Source organism: Natronococcus roseus, assembly GCF_043677095.1.
Classification (GTDB): Archaea; Halobacteriota; Halobacteria; order Halobacteriales; family Natrialbaceae; genus Natronococcus; species Natronococcus roseus.
Genome location: NZ_JBHLJR010000007.1, coordinates 38,559 through 59,021 on the forward strand (window position 1 = coordinate 38,559; position 20,463 = coordinate 59,021).

12 protein-coding genes and 2 pseudogenes are annotated in these 20,463 nt (G+C 64.6%); 7 read left to right on the forward strand and 7 right to left on the reverse strand.

What is annotated here, in order from left to right; genetic code table 11:
• Window positions 1-353: 353 nt before the first annotated feature.
• Both ACFEMD_RS18630 and ACFEMD_RS18635 read right to left on the reverse strand, forming a co-directional pair.
• Window positions 354-2,327, reverse strand: a complete 1,974-nt coding sequence (locus ACFEMD_RS18630; protein WP_394742800.1) for a bacterio-opsin activator domain-containing protein — start codon at window positions 2,325-2,327, stop codon at window positions 354-356.
• A complete protein-coding gene (locus ACFEMD_RS18635) occupies window positions 2,320-4,173 on the reverse strand; it encodes a histidine kinase N-terminal 7TM domain-containing protein (RefSeq protein WP_394742801.1) in 1,854 nt (617 codons plus the stop codon). The genes ACFEMD_RS18630 and ACFEMD_RS18635 overlap by 8 nt, the downstream gene beginning before the upstream one ends.
• Before the next feature lie 316 nt (window positions 4,174-4,489).
• Here ACFEMD_RS18635 and ACFEMD_RS18640 point away from each other — a divergent pair.
• The 3 genes and pseudogenes from ACFEMD_RS18640 to ACFEMD_RS18650 all read left to right on the forward strand — a co-directional run.
• A pseudogene (locus tag ACFEMD_RS18640) lies at window positions 4,490-4,642 on the forward strand (IS6 family transposase); the annotation flags it as partial.
• A gap of 90 nt (window positions 4,643-4,732) precedes the next feature.
• Window positions 4,733-5,380, forward strand: coding sequence for a hypothetical protein (locus ACFEMD_RS18645; RefSeq protein ID WP_394742802.1), 648 nt, complete (start codon window positions 4,733-4,735; stop codon window positions 5,378-5,380).
• A gap of 15 nt (window positions 5,381-5,395) precedes the next feature.
• Window positions 5,396-5,890, forward strand: a pseudogene (locus ACFEMD_RS18650) (integrase core domain-containing protein); the annotation flags it as partial.
• 81 nt (window positions 5,891-5,971) lie between these two features.
• Here the strand turns inward: ACFEMD_RS18650 and ACFEMD_RS18655 are convergent.
• The 3 genes from ACFEMD_RS18655 to ACFEMD_RS18665 all read right to left on the reverse strand — a co-directional run bounded on the left by ACFEMD_RS18655 (window position 5,972) and on the right by ACFEMD_RS18665 (window position 12,474).
• Window positions 5,972-7,744 carry an L-lactate permease gene (locus ACFEMD_RS18655; RefSeq protein ID WP_394742803.1) on the reverse strand — a complete coding sequence of 591 codons (1,773 nt, stop codon included), beginning with the start codon at window positions 7,742-7,744 and terminating at the stop codon, window positions 5,972-5,974.
• 262 nt (window positions 7,745-8,006) lie between these two features.
• Window positions 8,007-10,997 carry an FAD-linked oxidase C-terminal domain-containing protein gene (locus tag ACFEMD_RS18660; protein ID WP_394742804.1) on the reverse strand — a complete coding sequence of 997 codons (2,991 nt, stop codon included), beginning with the start codon at window positions 10,995-10,997 and terminating at the stop codon, window positions 8,007-8,009.
• Between the two features lie 121 nt (window positions 10,998-11,118).
• Entirely contained in the window at window positions 11,119-12,474 is a 1,356-nt protein-coding gene (locus tag ACFEMD_RS18665) for a glycerate kinase type-2 family protein (RefSeq protein WP_394742805.1), read from the reverse strand.
• 128 nt (window positions 12,475-12,602) lie between these two features.
• Here ACFEMD_RS18665 and ACFEMD_RS18670 point away from each other — a divergent pair, with 128 nt between their 5' ends.
• Window positions 12,603-14,864: an NADP-dependent malic enzyme gene (locus tag ACFEMD_RS18670; protein ID WP_394742806.1), complete on the forward strand. Its 2,262-nt coding sequence runs from the start codon at window positions 12,603-12,605 to the stop codon at window positions 14,862-14,864.
• A 12-nt stretch (window positions 14,865-14,876) separates the two neighbouring features.
• Here the strand turns inward: ACFEMD_RS18670 and ddh are convergent, their stop codons facing one another.
• Window positions 14,877-15,815 carry a D-2-hydroxyacid dehydrogenase gene (gene ddh / locus ACFEMD_RS18675; protein WP_394742807.1) on the reverse strand — a complete coding sequence of 313 codons (939 nt, stop codon included), beginning with the start codon at window positions 15,813-15,815 and terminating at the stop codon, window positions 14,877-14,879.
• Window positions 15,816-15,962: 147 nt separating this feature from the next.
• Here ddh and ACFEMD_RS18680 point away from each other — a divergent pair, with 147 nt between their 5' ends.
• On the forward strand, window positions 15,963-16,388 hold the full coding sequence (locus ACFEMD_RS18680; protein ID WP_394742808.1) for a PPC domain-containing DNA-binding protein: 426 nt from the start codon (window positions 15,963-15,965) through the stop codon (window positions 16,386-16,388).
• Between the two features lie 53 nt (window positions 16,389-16,441).
• On the opposite strand, the gene ACFEMD_RS18685 is transcribed toward ACFEMD_RS18680, so the two are convergent.
• Window positions 16,442-17,497 (reverse strand): isocitrate/isopropylmalate dehydrogenase family protein, encoded by a 1,056-nt coding sequence (locus ACFEMD_RS18685; protein WP_394742809.1) that lies wholly within the window; start codon window positions 17,495-17,497, stop codon window positions 16,442-16,444.
• A gap of 149 nt (window positions 17,498-17,646) precedes the next feature.
• On the opposite strand from ACFEMD_RS18685, the gene ACFEMD_RS18690 reads away from it, so the two are divergent.
• Both ACFEMD_RS18690 and aceB read left to right on the forward strand, forming a co-directional pair.
• Window positions 17,647-18,015, forward strand: a complete 369-nt coding sequence (locus tag ACFEMD_RS18690) for a VOC family protein (protein ID WP_005557441.1) — start codon at window positions 17,647-17,649, stop codon at window positions 18,013-18,015.
• Between the two features lie 669 nt (window positions 18,016-18,684).
• Window positions 18,685-19,995, forward strand: coding sequence for a malate synthase AceB (aceB, locus tag ACFEMD_RS18695; RefSeq protein ID WP_394742810.1), 1,311 nt, complete (start codon window positions 18,685-18,687; stop codon window positions 19,993-19,995).
• Window positions 19,996-20,463: the final 468 nt, after the last annotated feature.

Here is a 20,463-nt window from a genome sequence, read left to right on the forward strand (position 1 = left end):
ACCGCGTCCCCGGTGACCGGTCGGTCACCGCGGCTGCGACCGAGTCTTCCACCCACCCCATCGCGTTCTGCGGATACAGGCCGCATTTACCGACAGATTTGTGGGGAAGACGTTCACGCTGTATTACACAGTTGCAACTCGTGTATAAGAAATGTTACCACGGCATGTGCCGTACCGGCGGTCGCTCCGCACGGGCGAGAGTCCGTGCTGAGCTACCGGAATTCGACATATGAAGGTACCGTCGTTTTGTACGTGCGATGTCGGCGGTCCGCACGATCGCCGTTGCGAACACCGACTCCGCCTGTTCCGTCGAGGAGCCGGACTGCCGAAGCCATCGATCATCGACACCGTTCTCAGTCGCCGTAGAAGGCTTCGAACACCTTCTGCTGGGCCGCGCGCAGGTGCTGGAGGTACGTCGAGTGAGAGATATCCAGGACGTTCGCGATATCGGTCGCCGACGAGCGACGCGGCTGCTCGAAGTAGCCGTGACGGTAAGCCGCCTCGAGCGCGGCCGCCTGCTTTTCGGTCAGCGCGCTCGTATCGACCGTGAGTCCGCCGGCGTGATCTCCCCACTCCCGTTCGGCGAGCGACTGTACCGACACGTTCCCGTACCGGTCCTCGAGGCGGTCGATCAGCGCGCCGAGGTTCTCCCTCGAGGGAAGTTCGATCCGAAGCACGGCGCGGTCGGCGGTGACCTGTGTCGATCGAACGCGCGCGTTAAACGGAGCGAGCGTCGACTCCGGGGTCTCCCCGCCGACCGTCAGCCGCAACGAATCGGGGTCGGTCTGTCGGACGGGAACGACGGTCCGGACGATCGGATGATCCGCGGCGGCGTCGCGAAACGTCTCGGAAGCGCCGCCGTGGAGGGTGACGTACTGGACGACTTCTCCGCCGCCGTTCGAGTAGGTGCTGTGGACGGTCACCTCCGGGGTGGACGCGTCGCCTCCGGCGACGGCAGCGATCTCGCTCAGGTAGTGCGTTCCGTCCCGGAGTTCGATCCGAGCCCCGACGCCGTGGTCGGCCGTAAGCGCCTTCCGGGCGTCCATGTGGTGGATCGCGTAGCCCACGGTCGCCGCGAGGTCGCGGAGGAACTCGTGCTCTGCGTCGTCGATCGAGTCGGGTTCGGTTCGGTAGGCCGCGAGGACGCCGTAGGTGACGTCCTCGTAGCCGACCGGAAGCGCGATCGCCGTCCGAAAGCCACGCTCGAGGGCCAGTCCCCGCCAGTCGGCCGAAAACAGCGCCTCGAGGTCGGGGATCAGCTGCGTCGTTCCGGTCCGGGTCGCCCAGACGCTGGGCTCGCACTCGTGCTCCGCTCGCTCGAGCGAGAGTTCGACCTCGTCGACGTACCCCCGGTCTCCGGCGACGGCGCGCGGCTGGAGCGTCCCGTCGATGACCGTCCCGAACCAGACGAGATCGTACCCCTGGTCGGCGAGTTCGGTGACGACGGCGTCCTCGAGCTTCTCCCGGTTTCGGGACGCCACGAGCGCTCGCTGGAGGTGTCTGTTGAGGTTTCGCTCTCGCCGGTGGCGAACCTCCTTCAGTCGCTTCGTCGTAACGTCCCTGATCGAGAGCATCGTCGCCGGGGCGCCGTCGTACACGAGTTCACATCCCGTGTACTCGCAGTGAGCGGTCGTCCCCTCGCCGGTCACCAACCGAAAGCGGTGAACGCCGTCCGTGAGGATTTCCCTGTCGATCCCGCGAAACCGTTCCCGGTCTGCCTCGTGGACGAAGGCGTCGACGAACGAAGTGTCGACGAGGTCGTCGACGCTCGAGCCGGTGAACTCGGCGAAGCGCTCGTTACAGAACAGGATCCGGCCGTCTCGAAGGATCACGATCGCGTCGCGGCTCTGCTCGATCACGGTCCGGTAGCGCTGTTCGCTGTCCTCGATCGCCCGTCGTAGTGCGCGGCGTTCGACCGCGCTTCTGATTTTGCCGGCCAGAACGGGCGTCTGGTCGACCTTGGGATCCTTCGGGAGGTAGTCGGTTACGCCGGCGTCGATGGCCCGCGTCGCGATCGTCTCACTTCCTTCGCCCGTCACGAGGATGACCGGCAGCTCCGGGCGACGCTCTCGAACGCGCTCTATCAGCTGGATCCCGTCCGCCTCCGGCATCCGGTAGTCGACGACGAGGCAGTCGTGGTCCGCCCCCTGAAGCGCGGAGAGCGCCTCGTTCGCACCGAGGGCCAGTTCGACCCGGAACGACGGATCGCGCCGCTCGAGTTCGTCGGCCATGAACGTCGCCCACCGCTCGTTGTCGTCGACGAGCAGGACGTCGATCGTCTCGAGGAACGGCTCTCCTCCGCGATCGTCGGTCGGCGGTTCAGTCATTCGACCACCCAGTCATTTCGTCCGACGAGCGTTCGCTCTCGATCACCGCCCCGGTTTTGTCCGAGGGGGCGGAATCGGGAACCGTGACGGTCTGTGCGGCCGCCGGTTTACGGTCGCCGTCGGCGCGTGCCAGTCGAACGGTCACGATCGATCCGGTTGGCCGGTTCTCCGCGACCGAGAGTTCGGCTCCGTACCCCTCGATCAGCGATCGAACGATGTAGAGCCCGTAGCCCGGACCTTCGTACTCCGAAAGGGGGGTCTTCCCGGTGAGCAGATCCGTCGGTCCCTCGGGGAGGCCGGGACCGTCGTCGGCGATCGCGACGAGGATTCGGTCGTCGGACTCGGTCACGGTGACGGTCACCTCGGGCTGAGGGTCGTCGCTGTGGACGACCGCGTTCGTCAGGAGGTTGTAGAACACCGACGAGAGCATCTCGTCGGCGTACACCGTCGCATCCGGGAGGTCGGACACTATCTCGACGCGTGCGTCCTCGAACGCGGTCGCCACGGCCTCGAGTTCCGCCTCGAGAATCGGCGCGAACTCGATCGGTTGCGGTTCGCGCTCGCGCCGATCGATCGTCCGCAGGAGGTCGCCGACGGTCTCCGTGAGGTCGACGACGTGCTCGCAGTTCCATCTGATGCGGTCGGTGTGCGCCGCGAGCCGATCGTGGACCTCGGAGCTGTCCTCGCGCAGGCGCTCGAGTTCGGGTTCGACCCGACGCAACAGCCCCAGAACGAGCCCCATCTCGTTTCTGATATCGTGGCGAACCAGCTGGTTCAACAGCTCTCCCTGCTCGTTTCGCAACTCGAGCGACCGTTCGTAGCGCTTCTGGGCGGTGACGTCTCGGATGACGATCACCCGACCCACGGTCGTCTCCTGGGAGCGCAACGGCTGCGAGCGGAGCTCGAGGACTCGATCGCTCTCGGGCGTCTCGGTCTCGACTGTCCGCACATCGTCCGTTTCGTCACACAGCTCCGGAAGGACGGCGTCTACGGGTTTCCCGGTCAACGGCGGCGAAACGCCGAGTAGCTGACCGACGCTCTCGTTCGAGTGGACGACCCGCCCGTTCGAATCGAGAACGAGGACGCCGTCTGGCGAGTTGCGCATCGCGGTCGTGTACGCGATCGGCGGCAGATCCAGCAGCCGGTACCGGAACGTCGCGACCCCGAGTGCGGCGACCGAGAGGCCCGCCGCCGCGGGGACGAGGTTCACGCCCTCCCGACCGAACGGCGGAACCCCTGCGATCGTGAGGAAACTCGCCCCGATAGGAGCGACGACCGCGACCGTCAGGAGGGCGGCCTGCGGGTAGTACGTTCGGCCGGTACGAACCGACTCGGAGAGCACGACGGCGAGCGTGAGGGCGGCCATGAGCGCGGCGTAGACGAAGCTCAGGGCGACGTGGGCCGGGCCGCGATCCGCTCGCCAGACGACCAGTCCGTCGGCGTCGACGATCCGCGTGTCGATGATCGCGACGTCGTACGGGTTCGTAAACAGGAGCGCGACGAACGCGACCGGCACAACGAACACGCCGACGGAGAGCGAACGGGTAAGCCAGCGGGAGCGATCGGTGTACGCGAGCGCGAACAGCAACAGGAGGGGCCCGACGGCGGCGCTGCCGACGTGAAGCAACTGATAGCTCCGGAGCTGGACCGTCGGGTCGGTGCTGAGGAGTTTCAGCGCGGAAAACCCGGTCCAGATCGCGATCGCACCGGTCATGGCGGCGAACGCGAGCAACGTCGGTGATCGTCCGCGGGGGTAAATGCGGGCAACCGCGTACGTACCCAGGGCGACCGAGAGCGCCGTCGCGAAAAGAATCGGGTACGCGTAGACAGTGTGTTGCCACGACATACCACATTTCTCGAGCGAGGCTGATATAACGGTATCGAAGACTCTTTGCCGCTCGGTCAGGTCCTTATGAAGGAGTTCCAGGGAAAGAACTCCCGATCGAACCGATTCGATCACCGTTCGTTGCAGCCGCGACCAGACGAGCGAAAGCGGCCGGATAACCTGTCGGCGGTCGTTCTTGGGCAGTGTCTATAGTAGCCACTGAAAGTCAGTGCGCACCCGATCGCACGACGGCTGTGTGATCGGTGTGCAAACAGTTTCAGTTGTTACTATAGCTAGGCCAGTTTGAGAAACGAGCAGGTCGTAGAGTTAATTTGGCATGAAGCTCGCAGACCTGCTCAGCGAGTGTTATACGACGGAATTTGATGAAGTTTGGGAGCATGAACGGACGGCGACGCCCGTTAGGGCGTTTGCCGTCCGCCTCCACGCAACCAGAGGTTCGCTCCGAGAGGCACAAGCGATTCTTCGTTTGCATCAGTCACTTAACGAACAGACGCCAGCGGAGGTGCTAAACTAGACGGTGCTTGCCAACCTTTTTATCAACTATCCGTTATCCGTTACTATGGGACCCAATAGCAGTCGGAGGCGGGCGTTCCTCCAGGCTGGTGGTTGTCTGGGGGTCGTCTCACTTGCTGGCTGCATTGACTGGACACTGCGCCGGCTCGGGAACATACCTGAACCGCTTGAGGGCCCCCATCTACTCACCGTCGAAGAGGTGACGGAAGATTCAGACCCCGACGAGTTCCCAGTCGAACTTTCGTACGAGGTTGATGATAGACGGATTGCTGAAGACGACCCTGCGCGGCTTTCGATCGGCCTGAGAAACGCTAGTGATCAAACACTATTGTTCCGTGCTAATGGCCCTCCGTGGCCGTTCGGTGTCCGCATGTTGCTCCCAGAGGGTGATAACGACGACGAGGACGATGACGATAACGAGATGGAGCCGGTTACGCTGTGGACCGACAGTTACGAAGAAACTGATGGGGTTACGACAACGCGGCATCGTTCGGTTCAGAGTGCTAGTGATAGGCACATTCATGGGGAAGTACCAGGTGGAGCATCGGTGACGGAAAACTATCGACTCTACCTCGATTCTGCGTACCTCTCTGTCGGAACATACAGTATGAGAGTGACAGTATATGTAGATGACGAGGTTATAGAAGGCTCGCGTCGGATCGATTTTGACAAGATCACTATCGAACCAGAGTGAAAATAGGAGTGAGACGCTGTCAGAATTAACGGCGCCTGTCTTGGGTACACGCTGCAACAAACCCAGACTCACAGCTCGTTCCTGCTGTCGCAATCTTCGGACGAAGAGTCACCGATCCAGCTGCTGCGTTCTTGCATCGATCGACCGAGAAACACGATCTCGACGACGCAGTGTTTCTTGTTGATGGCTACGGATATAGTAGCCACTGAAAGTCAGTGCGCACCCGATCGCACAGCCGTCGTGCGATCAGTGTGCAAACAGTTTCAGTTGTTACTATATTTGACCGCCATCTCACGATGAGGAGTGGGCGGTCAGCTGGATTACGTCGAGAGAAACCTAATTGAAACGTGGTTTTATACCCCCAAAATGCGGGTCGACCGCTTTCATAACTCGTGGGTGGACAGTCAGGCGAACGTCAGAGAAAGACTTGAACAGTTTGTACACTACTACAACACGCGACGACCACATCAGTCACTCAACGGACGGACGCCGGTGGACGTGCTAAACTAGCCAGTGTCCGTTATCTTATAGCAGCTGCCCGTCGGGGGGTTATCGATACGCGCCGAGAAAAACGAGAGAGAAGACGTGCGCTCAGTAGACGTCGAACACCGACGGGAGCACGTCGGGCATGACGTAGACGAACAGCAGCGCCCAGATGCCGACGACGGTGGCGTAGTAGAACAGGGGGATCAGGTTCAGCCTGATGACCCGACCCTCCTGGCCGACGAGACCGACGGTCGCCAGCGCCGCGACGATGTTGTGAATCGCGACGAGGTTACCGATCGCACCGCCGACGGCCTGCGTTCCGACGACGATCTGGCTCGGCAGGTCGAGTTCGTGTGCGGCCGTGAACTGGAATCCGCCGAAGGTGATGTTCGAGACGGTGTTCGAACCGACCATTGCGGCCGCGAGCGCGCCGATAAGCGCCGCCAGCGCGGGATACAGCGGCCCGGTGGCGTCCGCAGTCGCGATCGCGAGGATCTCGATCATGCTACCCACCTCGGGCGCGCCGGGTGCGCCGCCGGACTGAATCATCACCTGCACCATCGCGATCACGAAGATTAGCGCGATAAACGGCGACACGAGCTTCTGTGTAGCCTCGGCCCAGGCGGCTTTCACCTGTTGACCCGACATTCCGAAGATACCGATCGCGATGATCGCGCTGAGCAACAGCCAGAAGCCCGGTGCGTTCACCCACTCGATATCGGCGGCGAGATCGTAGCCGAACATCTCGTTCCACACGATCACGACGCCGACCGTGAACTCGCCGAGGCCGGCGACGGCGATATCGGCACCGAGGTCCGCGTCGGTGATCGTCTCGGAGATCGGGTCGATCACGCGGGTAACGACCAGCAGGACGATGAGCACGATGTAGGGGGACCACGCCTTCAGCAGCGACATCTGCTCGCCGCCGTTCGGAACGGGTCCGTCCGCCTCCTCGCTACCGGGTTCGATCGCGCCGACCCAGTGGTCGGCCCACTGTTCTCGCGGCGGGAAGTGCCACTCGTCGTCCGGCAGAAGGTATCCTCGCTGGAGCAATGAGACGGTGATCGCTCCGCCGACCATCGCCCCGATCAGCGCCGGGAACTCCGCGGTGAGGAACCACGCGGAGATCCAGTAGGGAATCGCGAAGGCGAACCCCGAGAACAGACACAGCGGCCAGACGCTAAGTGCCGGCTTGAGCGAGCGTTCGTCCGGCGGGCTGAAGAAGTAGACGACCATCCCGACCGCGAACAGCGGCATCAGGAAGCCCGTCAGGGCGTGGTAGGTCGCCGCCCACGCCGCGACTTCGTGGGAGTACTCGACGACGCTCATTCCGCCGTCGTTGACGATCTGGTCCTCGTAGATCATCAGCGGATCCTGGATCCCGACGATGATCGGCGTCCCCACCGCGCCGTAGGTGACCGCGATGATGTGGCCGATCAGCGCCGCGATGACGGCGGCCAGCGCCGGGAATCCCAGCGCCAGCATCAGGGGCGCCACGACCGCCGCCGGCGTCCCGAACCCGGCGGCACCCTCGATGAACGTCGCGAGGAAGAACGCGATCAACACGATCTGGACTCGACGATCGTCGGAGACCGCGGTGAATCCCTTGTTGATCCGATCGAACGCGCCGGCCTGCATCAGCGTGTACAACAGGACCAGCGCGCCGAAGACGATCCACAGGATCTCGAGTGCGGTCATCACCCCGACGAACGACGACCCCGCCAGGTAGTCCGGCGGGTTGTTCCACCAGATGTAGCCGACGGCGAGCGCGGCGATCCACGCGATCGGCATCGCCCTCGTCGCCGGCCATAACAGCCCGACGAGCAACACCGCGACGATCACGAGCGGTAGCGCCGCAACGATGATGTCCACTACCATCTGTCCCGTTCACCCCGGTTGTGTTGGCGTATGGCCACCGTTCGTCCGTTCCCCTGCCCGGTTTCCTGTCGCGTCGCACCGTCCTTTTGTGTCATGAACGTCCCGTGATCACGTATATCACAAAGTATAATAAATGGTTCTATTTATAATCTGACTATTGGGTGTCAGTAGGAGGATACGAGTCCGGGATGGAAGTGGGCCGGCACCCGAACGAGAAGCTATCGCTTCTCGAACAGTGAGAAAAACTGCAAGGTGTCTGACGTTATCGAGCCGGAAGCAGCTCGTTGACCTTTTCGATCGGGTGCGGCGGCTTTTCGGAGGGTTCGTCGCGGTCGCCGATCTGGCTCCGGCAGGAGGCACCGGGTGCGACCGGGTTCCCCTCGCTCTCGTCGATCTTCTCGAAGAGTCGCTCGCCGATCGACTTCGAGAGGTCGTAGTGCTCGGCCTCGTAGCCGAACGAGCCGGCCATTCCACAACAGGTGCTGTCGAGCGGATCGACGGCGTAGCCAGCCCGACGGAGGATGCCGACGGCGTGATGGTCCTTGCCGGTCGCCTTCTGGTGGCAGTGGCCGTGGTAGGCCAGCGTCTCGTCGGTCTCCTCGAGCGGGAGATCCTCGACGAGGCGGTAGGTGTCCATGTACTCGGTGATGCCATAGGAGTGGCCGGCGACCTTCTCGGCGGTCGCGGAGGGCGCCAGATCGAGGTACTCGTCCTGGAACATCACCGCGTCGGAGGGCTCGAGCGAGACGATCTCGTATCCGCGGTCGACGTAGTCGGCGAACCGCTCGATGTTCGCCACCGCGCGCTCCTCGGCGTCATCGAGCATGCCGACCGAGAACGCCGCGCGGCCGCTCGGTCCGACGTCCTCGGGGACGGTGACGTGGACGCCCGCGGACTCGAGGACGCGCACGGCGGCCTTTCCGGGCCGGGAGTAGCTGTAGTTCGTGTACGTGTCGGGGAACAGGACGACCTTCCGGTCGGCCGCGTCGGGGTCGACCCGCGGGCCCCGCTTCGCGAACCAGTCCTGGAAGGACTCCTGCTGGAAGCTGGGAAGCTCCCGATCGGCGGCGATTCCCGCGACTTTCTCCATGACGAGACGGCTTCCGGGGAGTTTCGGTCCGAGGTTCGACAGCGGAGCGAGCGCGCTGCCGACCTTCGAGAGGGTGTCGATGTTGCCGAACAGCCGCGAGCGCAGGCCGATCCCCTCCCGTTCGTGGTACTGGTGTTTCGTCTCGGCCTTGAGTTTCGCCAGGTCGACCCCGGTCGGGCAGTCGCTCTTGCAGCCCTTACAGCCGACACAGAGATCCAGCACCTCCTTCTGGAACCGCTCGGAGTACATCTCCTCCTCGGGGAGATCGCCCGAGATCGCCGACCGGAGCATGTTTGCCCGCCCGCGGGTCGTCGCGATCTCGTCTTTCATCCCGCGGTAGGTGGGACACATCACGTCGTCGGTCTGGCGGCAGGTCCCACAGCCGTTACACAGCTCCACGAGGTGCGAAAAGCCGCCCTCGTCGGAGAAGTCGAGTTTCGTCTGGGGCTCGATCGAGGCGTAGGCGTGCCCGTAGCGGAGGTTCTCGCGCATGTCCGTCGGCTCCTCGTCGGTGTAGACGACCTTGCCGGGGTTCATCCGCCAGTCGGGATCGAACACGGACTTGACGTCCTTGAACGCCTGCCAGAGGTCCTCGCCGTACATCTTCGGGTTGAACGCGGTCCGGGCGAGCCCGTCACCGTGCTCGCCGGAGAACGATCCCTCGTGCTCGAGGACGAGGTCGGTGACGGCGTCGGTGATCGACTGCATCGTCTGGATCCCGCCGTCGTCCTTGAGGTTGAGGATCGGCCGGATGTGCAGGGTCCCGCTGCCCGCGTGGGCGAAGTAGGCGGCGGAGGTGTCGTGGTCCTCGAGGACGTCCATGAACTTCTCGACGTACTCGGCGAGCTCCTCGGGGGGGACCGTCGCATCCTCGATAAAGGGGTACGGCTTCGGGTCGCCCTCGAGGCCCATCAGCAGCGGGATCGCGGCCTTTCGGAGCTTCCAGATGTCAGCTTGATCCTCCTCGGTGTACGCTTCCAGAGCGTCGAAGGCGTCGCCGTTCTCGACGAAGTGCTCGTTCGTCCGACCGATGGCCTCCTCGAAGTCGTCGTGGAGCTCGGAGTCGTACTCGAGCATCAGCGTCGCCTCGGTGCCGTCGGGAATAGGCTCCTCGTACTGGGCGAACTGCTCGGACTCGCGGGCGAGCCGGAACACCTCGCTGTCCATCAGCTCGACGGCGCTGGGTTCGAACTCCAGGGCCTCGGGGACGGCCTCGAGGGTTTCGATGAGGTCCTCGAAACAGTACAGCACGAGCGCGGTCTCCTCGGGGAGGGTGACGAGGCTGATCTCGGCCTCGACGATCACGCCCAGCGTCGACTCGGCGCCGACGAACAGCTTCGAGAGGTTGATGACCTCCTCGCCGTCGTCGTTCTCGTAGACGACCTTGTTGAGGTTGTAGCCCGAGACGTTGCGCTTGAGATCGGGGTAGCGCTTCTCGATCTCCTCCCGGTTGTCCTCGACGAGGCCGCGGACGGTCTCGTAAATTTCGGCCTCGCGGTCGTTCTTCGAGACGATCTCCTCCCACTCGGGAGAGTCGAGGACGACCTCGCGAGTATGGATCAGCGAGCCGTCCGCGAGCACGACGTCCAGTTCCTCGGTGTAGGCGTCGGAGATGCCGTACCGGACCGAGTGGGCGCCGGTCGAGTTGTTCCCGATGCCGCCGCCGATCGTCGCACGGTTCGAGGAGGCCGGGTCGGGAGCGAACTTGAGTCCGTACTCCCTGGCCGCCTCGTCGAAGTGGTCCTGGACGACGCCGGGCTGGACCCGCGCCCGCTGGCGGTCGGCGTCGATCTCCAGGATGTCGTCCATGTAGGTCGTCATATCGAGCACGACGCAGCCGGGCCCCACGGCCTGGCCGCCGAGCGACGAGCCCGCGCCACGGGCCATGATCGGCACGTCGTGTTCGGCCGCGACGCGGACCGCGTTCTGGACGTCGGCGGCGTCTCGCGGAAGCACGACGCCGGCGGGTTTGGCCTTGTAGATGCTGCCGTCGGTCGCGTACAGGACCTGGGCGTACTCGTCGAACCGAACCTCGCCCGTGACGACCGATCGGAGATCCCTCGCGAGTTCCACGTACTCGTCGACGTCGTCGTACTCGTGATCGAGTTCGTCACGGAACTCCTCGTAGTTAGCTAAGCCACCGCGTGGCTTTTCAACAGCCATTACCCGACCCTCAGGGATCGATTATGATAAATCCTGTGTCTGTCCTCCCCATGAAATCCGATAGACACTCACACGAACTGGCGGTTCCCGCAAGGCTTGCCTTACGAGGAAAATCCGGCAGTCAGTCCTCGGGTTCGACGACGAGGATCCGGAGGTCGTTGACGTTCGTTCCGGTCGGTCCGGTCCGAACGATGGCGTCGGCGTCCTCGAGCGCGGGCAGGGCGTCGTTTCGCGCGAGCGCACGCCGACCCTCTGCGGCCGGGACGTCGCCAGCCGCTGCGATCGCGCCGGCGGCATCGGTCGCGCCGTCGATCCCATCGGTGTCGACGCTCGCGACGACGACCTCGTCGCTCTCGAGTTCGACGGCACCACTGAGCACGAACTCCTGATTCGGGCCTCCCTTGCCGTGATCCTCGGCGAGCGTCACGGTCGTCTCCCCGCCGGAGAGCAAGACCGCGGGCGGCGAGATCGGATCACCGGTCTCGGCGCACTCCTCGGCGATCGAGACGTGGGTGATCGCGGACTCGCTGGCCTCGCCCCGGACTCTCGAAGAGAGGACGAGCGGATCATACCCCCGCTCGCTTGCCACCTCGCGGGCCGCCTCGATCGCGGTCCGGCCGCTTCCGAGCACGTGGATCCGCACGGACTCGAGCAGCGGATCGTCCGGCGAGACCGTTTCGGGGTTCTCGCCGCGCTCGCCGGCCGCCAGGTACGTCGAGACGGTTTCGGGAACCGACAGCTCGTATCGCTCGAGCACCTCGAGAGCGTCCGCGTAGGTGGAGGCATCGGGGGCGGTCGGGCCGCTGGCGATCACGCTCAGATCGTCGCCGACGACGTCGCTCAGGACGAGCGTCGCGACCGTCGCCGGCGCCGCCCGGCGGGCGAGTTTGCCGCCCTTGATCGACGAGCAGTGTTTGCGAACGGCGTTGATCTCGTCGATGGAGGCCCCACACTCGAGCAGCGACCCGGTAACCGACTGGAGGTCGGCAAGCGAGATCGACCCGGCGGGAGCCGGCAGGAGGGCGCTTCCGCCGCCGGTAATACAGGCCAGCACGAGGTCGTCCTCGCCGGCACCGTCGGCGACCTCGAGCACTCGCCGGGCGCCCTCGACGCCGTCCTCGCTCGGGATGGGGTGGTCGCCGGGGTGTTCCTCGACGACGGACGTGCCGGCCGGATCGTCGGTGACGACGACCCCGCCGGTGAGCGCGTCGCCGAGCGCGTCCTCGAGGGTCCGGGCGAGGTGGCCCGCGGCGTTGCCGCCCCCGACGACGAAGACGTTCTCGTAGCGGTCCAGATCGTACTCGGTGCGTTCGTCTCCGGCGGCGTTCTCGACCGCGAGCACGCCCTCGCGAACGGTTAGCGTCTCGTCGACGATCCGCTCGGGATGGGCGGCCTCGAGGCCGGCGACGAGACAGTCGAGTGCCACCTCGTGGGCGCGCGATCGCTCGAGCGCGTCGCGGTTCGCAATCGTGACCATACGTTCCAATGGACGGACCGCGGTATGTAGCTTTCCTGGATCGCCCGCGGCTCCCGCGTCCGTCGTCGGTTATACATAATTGTTGGTAGTAAAAACAGCTTTACGATCCGTACGATATATGATGGCATATGTCCCTCGAGGACGAGTCACTGGAGTACCACGAGGAGGAACCGCCAGGAAAGATCGAGATCGCGACGACGAAGTCGACGAGCACGCAGCGGGACCTCTCGCTGGCGTACTCGCCCGGCGTCGCCGGCCCCTGCCGCGCCATCGACGAGCGACCGGACGACGCCTACCGGTACACGGCGAAGGGGAACCTCGTCGGCGTCGTCTCGAACGGCTCCGCCGTACTGGGGCTGGGCGACATCGGCGCGCAGGCGTCAAAGCCGGTGATGGAAGGGAAGGGTGTCCTGTTCAAACGGTTCGCCGACATCGACGTCTTCGACCTCGAGTTCGAACTCGACGATCCCGACGAGATCGTCGCGGCGACCGCGGCGATGGAGCCGACGTTCGGCGGGATCAACCTGGAGGACATCGCGGCGCCGGACTGCTTCGAGATCGAGGAGCGACTCCGCGAGCGGATGGATATCCCCGTCTTCCACGACGACCAGCACGGCACCGCGATCATCTCCGGAGCCGGGCTACTGAACGCCGCCGAACTCGCGGGGAAACACCTCGAGGACCTCGAGGTCGTCTTCTCGGGGGCGGGCGCGAGCGCGATCGCGACGGCTCGCTTCTACGTCTCGCTCGGCGTCCGGAAGGGGAACATCACGATGTGTGATTCGACCGGGATCATCACCGAGGAGCGCGCCGAGGCGGGCGACGTCAACGAGTACAAACGCGAGTTCGCCCGCGACCTGCCCGAGGGGGGACTCGCGGACGCGATGGAGGGCGCCGACGTTCTCGTCGGGCTGTCGGCAGCGGGCATCGTCTCCCAGGAGATGGTTCGTTCGATGGCCGCCGACCCAATCATCTTCGCGATGGCCAACCCCGATCCCGAGATCGGCTACGAGGAGGCGAAAGCCGCCCGCGACGATACGGTGATCATGGCGACGGGACGCTCGGACTACCCGAATCAGGTCAACAACGTGCTCGGCTTCCCCTTCATCTTCCGCGGTGCGCTCGACGTCCGCGCGACCGAGATCAACGAGGCAATGAAAGTCGCCTGCGCCGAGGCGCTGGCCGACCTGGCGAAACGGGACGTCCCCGACGCCGTCATCAAGGCCTACGGGGATCAGCCGCTGCGTTTCGGTCCGGAGTACATCCTGCCGAAGCCGATCGATCCGCGCGTCCTGTTCGAGATCGCGCCCGCGGTCGCCGAGGCGGCGGTCGAGAGCGGGGCCGCCCGCAGCGAGGTCGATCCCGAGAGCTACCGGGAACGGCTCGAGGCCCGGCTGGGCAAGTCCCGCGAGATGATGCGGGTCGTCCTCAATAAGGCCAAGAGCGACCCCAAGCGCGTCGTCCTCTCGGAGGGGGAAGACGAGAAGATGATTCGGGCGGCCTACCAGATCCAGGACGAGGGGATCGCGACGCCGGTGTTGCTCGGCGACCGCGACGAGATCGGGACGACGGTCACCCGGCTCGGCCTCGAGTTCGAACCGGAGATCGTCGATCCGTCGACCGGCGACTACGAGTCCTACGCCGACCACCTCTACGGGCAGCGCCAGCGCAAGGGAATGACCCGCAACGAGGCCGACGAACTCGTCCGGAGCGATCCGAACTACCTCGGCAGCGTGATGGTCGACGTCGGCGACGCCGACGCCATGCTGACGGGGCTGACCCACCACTACCCCTCCGCGCTGCGCCCGCCCCTCGAGGTGATCGGCACCGGCGACGACGCCGACTACGCGGCCGGCGTCTACATGCTGGCGTTCAAGAACCGCGTCGTCTTCATCGCCGACGCGACGGTCAACCAGGATCCCGACGCGGACGTTCTCGAGGAGGTCACCCGCCACACCGCCGACGTCGCCCGCCGGTTCGACGTCGAGCCCCGCGCGGCGATGCTGTCGTACTCGAACTTCGGCAGCGTCGACAACGAGCGCACGCGACCCTCCCGCGAGGCCGCCCAGCGGCTGCAGGCCGACCCGAGCGTCGACTTCCCCGTCGACGGCGAGATGCAGGCCGACACCGCCGTCGTCGAGGAAATCCTCAACGGCACCTACGAGTTCTCGGAACTCGAGGAGCCCGCGAACGTGCTCGTCTTCCCGAACCTCGAGTCGGGTAACATCGGCTACAAGCTGCTCCAGCGGCTGGGTGGCGCCGAGGCGACCGGGCCGATGCTCGCGGGGATGGACAAACCCGTCCACGTCCTCCAGCGAGGCGACGAGGTCAAGGATATCGTCAACCTCGCGGCCGTAGCGGTCGTCGACGCACAGCGAACGGAGAACTGATCGACCCGGGTCTCAGGCGACGCGATTTTTCAGCTCCTCGCCCGACTGGTAGCGCTCGACGTTCTCCGCGACGAGTTCGGCGATGTCGAGGTGGTACCGATTGGTCGCAGACCCCTTGTGCGGGAAGACGATCACGTCGTCGAAGCCCCACAGTGGCGACTCCTCCGGGAGCGGTTCGGTCTCGAAGACGTCGAGTCCGGCGCCGGCGATCTCGTCGCTCTCGAGGGCCTCGACGAGCGCGTCCTCGTCGACGACGGGGCCGCGGGCGACGTTGATCACGTAGGCGTCCTCGCGCATCGCCTCGAACTCCGCGTCGCTCAGCATGTCGTCGGTAGCCGGCGTGTGCGGGACGGTGAGGACGACGAACCTGGCGTCCTCGATCGCCTCGTGGAGCTGATCGGGCGAGAAGATTTCCGAGACGCCGGGCACCGGCTCGTCGGAGCGACGAACGCCGACGACGTCCATGCCGAGGGCGTCACAGCGGGTCGCGGTCGCCTCGCCGATCGTGCCGAGGCCGATCACGCAGACGCGCTCGTTCTCGAGGGTGAACGGTCGTTCGTACGGCGGCTCCCACCACTCGCGGTCGTTCTGGTGGTCGCGGTAGCGATGGCCCAGTCGCGCCAGCGAGAGCATGCAGTTGAGCGCGACCTCGCTGACCGTCGAACCGTGGATCCCCGAACTGTTCGTGAGCGGAACTCCCTCCCGCTCGTACTCGTCGGTGTCGAACTCGTCGTAGCCGGCGCGAATGCAGTGGACCCAGCCCGCGTCCAGGTACTCGGGCCGCGGAACGTAGGTCGCCACCGCGTCCGTCGGACCGTACTCGCGGCCGTCGCCGACCAGTTCGGCCGGAATCGGGAGGTCGTCGAACGCCTCGACGAACGCTTCCGGCGGGATCACGTTTTCGACCGATTCGTGGACGTACAGCTGCTCGAGCTCGTGGCGCTCGGTCATACGCTACTCCTTCCGTGGAGGGGAATTGAATGTTGCGTATTATTCAGCACCTCGAGAGAGTGAATACAGTTGGCACGGATCCCGGGACGCGACGCTCGCGTCGCCGTCACCGCAATCTTTTTTGAGCAACGTTGCGCGTGTTGCGGTATGGAGTACCAGGAAGTGGAGGCGACGCGGGAGTTCCTCGCGCGACTCGAGACCGGACAGGACTGGCGCGACGAGATCGAGAGCCTCGCCCGGGCGGAGGAGGTCGAGGCGGGCTGGTTCAACGCGATGGGCGCGGTCCAGGACGCCGAGATCTGGTTCTACGACCAGGACAAGGAGGAGTACCAGTCGGTCTCCTTTGACGAACCGCTCGAGGTCGCCGCCTGCGTCGGGAACGTCGCGAAACTCGACGGCGACGTGTTCGCTCACACCCACGCCGTCCTCTCCCGACGGGACGGCGAGACCCTCGCCGGCCACCTCGAGGGCGGGACCGTCTTCGCCGGCGAGGTCCACCTCCGCGCGTTCGAGGAGCCCCTCGTCCGGAACTTCGACGAGACGACGGGTCTGGACCTCTGGCTCAACGAGTAGCGCCGACAAAAATTGCTGTTTTCGCGGCGACCGTGACGACACCGGGTGATCCGTTAGAGGCGACTGCGGAGGTTCTCGACTACGTCCTCGGTTCCGCTCGAGCCGCCCAGGTCGGGCGTTCGCGGAGCGTCCGCGTCGGCGAGCTGGTCGGTGACGGCGTCCCAGAGGTCGTCGCTGGCCGCTTCCTCGCCAAGGTAGTCGACCATCATCGCGCCGGAGAGGACCGTCGCGATCGGATTCGCGACGCCCTCACCGATGATGTCGGGGGCGCTGCCGTGGACGGGCTCGAACATCGACGGATAGGTCCTCGAGGGGTCGATGTTGGCCGAGGGTGCGAGCCCCATACTTCCCGTAATGATCGCACCGATATCGGTCAGGATGTCGCCGAAGAGGTTCGAGGCGACGACGACGTCGAACTCCTCGGGACGGCGGATGAAGTCCATGCTCGCCGCGTCGACGAGCAGGCGCTCGACGGTGACGTCGGGGTACTCCTCGCTGACCTCCTCGACGATTTGGTCCCAGAAAACCATGCTGTGAGCCTGGGCATTCGATTTCGTGATGCTCGTCAGGTGACCCTCGCGCTCGGTCGCCGCGTCGAATGCTGCCCGGACGATGCGCTCCGTTCCGGTTCGGGTGAAGACCGCGCTCTGGATCGCGACCTCGTGGTCGTGGCCGGGGTGTTCCTGGCCGCCCATGTTGGCGTACTCACCCTCCGTGTTCTCCCGGTAGACGACGAACTCGATGTCGCCGCCGTCGTACCCCTCGAGCGGGCTTTCGACGCCGTCGAACAGGATCGCGGGACGCTTGCAGATCGACTGGTCGAACCCCTTGCGGATCGGCAGGAGGAGGTTGTTCAGCGTGACGTGGTCCGGGACGTCGGGGTGGCCGACCGCCCCCAGCAAAATTGCGTCGTACCCCTCGAGTTCATCGAGGCCGTCCTCGGGCATCATCGCCCCCTCCTCGAGGTGTCGCTCGGTTCCCCAGTCGTACCGCGTTAGTGAGAGTTCGAACCCGTGTTGTTCGGCGACGTCCTCGAACACCGGCCGGGCCGCGTCGACGACCTCGGGACCGATACCGTCACCTGGAATACTCGCTATCTCGTATGCCATGGGAACCGATACCGCTCGACCATCAAAAAGACTCGGAAAGGGTCAAGGATTCCTCGTCCACCTGACGAGTGTCCCTGCATTCTGCGAACCCGGAGTGTCGATCGGTAGCATCCAGTGACTTTAATACCGTGGTCGACCGGGAAAACGGTATGGAGCTCATCCATATCAACATCAACGTCGCCGACGCCGACGAGACGATCGCGTTCTACGAACAGTTTGGCTTCGAGGAGAGCTGGGAGTTCGAGACGCCCGACGGCGAGACCCAGAACCGCTACATCGCCGACGAGAACGGCGTCGAACTCCAGCTATCGGACACCGATGGCGAGGAGAGCTTCGAGGAGGGGTCGTCGTGGGACCACCTCGCGATCGGCGTCGACGACGTCGACAGCGTGTTCGACGAGATCGACCACTACGGCGTCGAGAAGGAGCCCGGCGACCAGCCCGAAGCGGGCGCCCGAACGGCGTTCGTCTACGATCCGGACGGACGGAAGGTCGAACTCGTCGAATCGCTCGACTAACGGATCAACACGCACTCGCCGCGGCGGAGCGGCTGCACGACCGATTTTCCCTTCTTCTCGGCGGAACTCGCCTCCGCGAAGCGACAGTGCCGACGAACCGAACGGCGATCGGTCGGACCAGGATGACAAATCAGTACAGTTTGCTCGCTCGGGTTCTCTATTTCAGAATATCCGGCACTGATACGGACGGGACCGAAATGAATTACAAAAATACTGCTGTAAATATGCTGATATCCTCTCGTCGCTATGGAGTGGTAAAAGAAGCGGATCCAGCCTATGTTTTCTATCTCAGAACGGAGTTGAACTACCGAGTAACCGGTTGCTCAGCCCACGAATCGGGTTTGGCTGCCGGGCTGTCGGTCGGTTTGATGGATCGGTAAGCAATTGTTTTCTATAGGAGCATTGACCCGACAGTATCGTCATAGACGGACCGGACGAACCAGCCGTTCGGACGCGAGGTCGTCGTCGTAGCCGCAGCACTCGAGCGCGTCCGCGGCCGCCGCTTCGCCGTCGGTCCGGTTTTCCCGATCCCCAGCGCTGTACCGAACCGTCGCACGAACGCTCCGTCGGATACCGGAGACGGCGCGTTCGCGCCGCAGTCGGCCGTCTCGGCCGCGAGGTGGTACCAAACGATTTTAATATTAGAACGCAATAGAGCCAGATGGATTCATGAGTACGCATACCGACCGTCTACACGACCGGAAGTTCGTGCGAACGTTCTTTACTACCCCAACTGCCGTCGAAGGAGAGGACGACTCCGCGAAGATGCTCCAGAGCGCCGTCCAGCTTCGCGGCATGCAGGCACCCGACGTCTGGGTGCCGGACAACGAGGACGCGACCGCGCCGTCGATGCGACCCGAGGGCGTCGACAACATGATCGACGTGATCTCGGAGCACGGCGCCGACTTCCCCGGCGAGATCCACCCCCGCGTCGTCTGGCACCGTGAGAGTCCCGGAACGCGATACCAGGGCCTCCAGCAGATCATGAAGCTGGCCGATCCCGAAAACGGCGCCATCGAACACCTCGACGGCTTCGTGATTCCCGAGGTCGGCGACATCGACGACTGGAAGAAGGCCGACGAGTTCCTCACCATCGTCGAGAACGAGTACGACCTCGAGGAAGGGAGCCTGGCCATGTCGGTCATCGTCGAGAGCGGCGAGTCCGAGCTGGCGATGGGCGACCTCCGCGAGGAGATGGGCAAGCCGTCGAACAACCTCGAGCGCCTGTTCATGCTGGTCGACGGCGAGGTCGACTACACGAAGAGCATGCGCGCGATCACGCCGACCGGCGAGCTCCCCCCGTGGCCGGAGCTGCGACACAACACCTCCCGCGGCGCGAGCGCGGCCGGCCTGATCGCGGTCGACGGTCCCTACGACGACATCCGCGACGTCGAGGGCTACCGCGAGCGCATGACCGACAACCAGGCGAAGGGGATGCTCGGCATCTGGTCGCTCACCCCCGGCCAGGTCGTCGAGGCCAACAAGTCGCCGCTCCCGCCGAAGAACGGCAGCTGGCAGCTCGAGGTCAACGATCGCACGATCGAGCTCGACGAGGAGGACGGACGCCACGTCTACAGCGGTAACGAGGTCGAACTCGAGGAGACGGGCGACGACCAGTACACGCTCCGCGTCGGCGGCGACGAGCTCGAGCTCGACGGCGAGGAGCTCTCCCAGGAGCTGCTCGACATGACCTCCTACATTCCGAGCCTGGACGACATCGTCGACTCGATGGAGGAGTTCGAGGCGGCCAAGGAGGCCGGCAAGGGTGCCATCGCGATGGAACGATCGGGGACGCTCGTCATCGACGGCGTCGAGGTCGAGGTCAGCAACGACCGCATGTGGGACGAGGCAACCTACCAGGCGGCCCAGACACCGATCACGCTGTTCCAGGACGTCTACGAGAACCGTCCGGACCAGCACGAGGACCTCGAGGAGCTCTACGGCGAGGACCTCGTCGAGCGCGCGGTCGTCGTCGGATAGTCGGGGTTCGGTACCTCGGACGAATCGTCTCGTTTTTTGATCTCCTGCTCGAGGAGACAGCTCCCAACTCCCACCCTGTCGGCTCGTCCCGGCTCCCTCCGCGGCGGCGAGCGCTCTCGAGCACGGCCGAGGCGTCCGCAGTTCGTGCCCGCGGGCGGTGACGGCAGCGAGCATCCGACGGCACCGTTCGACGGGCGATACCCGTCGCACTAACCCGCCCTCGCGGACGGGCGGTTCCGCCGCTTCGAGACGTCAGTCTGGCTCGAGACCGACGATGGACGGTCGTGACTACGACGAGCAACCGTTCTCGATGTGAGAACTCTTCTTCCGTGTAAACCGCAATTCTAGCGCGTAGTGCCGAGCGTCGCCTTCGGACGTCAGACGACGTTTGCAGCCACTTCCGCTGAGACAAGCTGTTTCGGTCGGCGACCGTAATCGTCGATTCCCCACTTGGAGGGCCAGTACTCG

Bases quoted from the DNA above. Each gene is read 5' to 3' on its own strand.
- ACFEMD_RS18630 (WP_394742800.1), bottom strand. From the start codon at position 2,327: ATGACTGAACCGCCGACCGACGATCGCGGAGGAGAGCCGTTCCTCGAG.
- ACFEMD_RS18635 (WP_394742801.1), bottom strand. From the start codon at position 4,173: ATGTCGTGGCAACACACTGTCTACGCGTACCCGATTCTTTTCGCGACG.
- ACFEMD_RS18645 (WP_394742802.1), top strand. From the start codon at position 4,733: ATGGGACCCAATAGCAGTCGGAGGCGGGCGTTCCTCCAGGCTGGTGGT.
- ACFEMD_RS18655 (WP_394742803.1), bottom strand. From the start codon at position 7,744: ATGGTAGTGGACATCATCGTTGCGGCGCTACCGCTCGTGATCGTCGCG.
- ACFEMD_RS18660 (WP_394742804.1), bottom strand. From the start codon at position 10,997: ATGGCTGTTGAAAAGCCACGCGGTGGCTTAGCTAACTACGAGGAGTTC.
- ACFEMD_RS18665 (WP_394742805.1), bottom strand. From the start codon at position 12,474: ATGGTCACGATTGCGAACCGCGACGCGCTCGAGCGATCGCGCGCCCAC.
- ACFEMD_RS18670 (WP_394742806.1), top strand. From the start codon at position 12,603: ATGTCCCTCGAGGACGAGTCACTGGAGTACCACGAGGAGGAACCGCCA.
- ddh (WP_394742807.1), bottom strand. From the start codon at position 15,815: ATGACCGAGCGCCACGAGCTCGAGCAGCTGTACGTCCACGAATCGGTC.
- ACFEMD_RS18680 (WP_394742808.1), top strand. From the start codon at position 15,963: ATGGAGTACCAGGAAGTGGAGGCGACGCGGGAGTTCCTCGCGCGACTC.
- ACFEMD_RS18685 (WP_394742809.1), bottom strand. From the start codon at position 17,497: ATGGCATACGAGATAGCGAGTATTCCAGGTGACGGTATCGGTCCCGAG.
- ACFEMD_RS18690 (WP_005557441.1), top strand. From the start codon at position 17,647: ATGGAGCTCATCCATATCAACATCAACGTCGCCGACGCCGACGAGACG.
- aceB (WP_394742810.1), top strand. From the start codon at position 18,685: ATGAGTACGCATACCGACCGTCTACACGACCGGAAGTTCGTGCGAACG.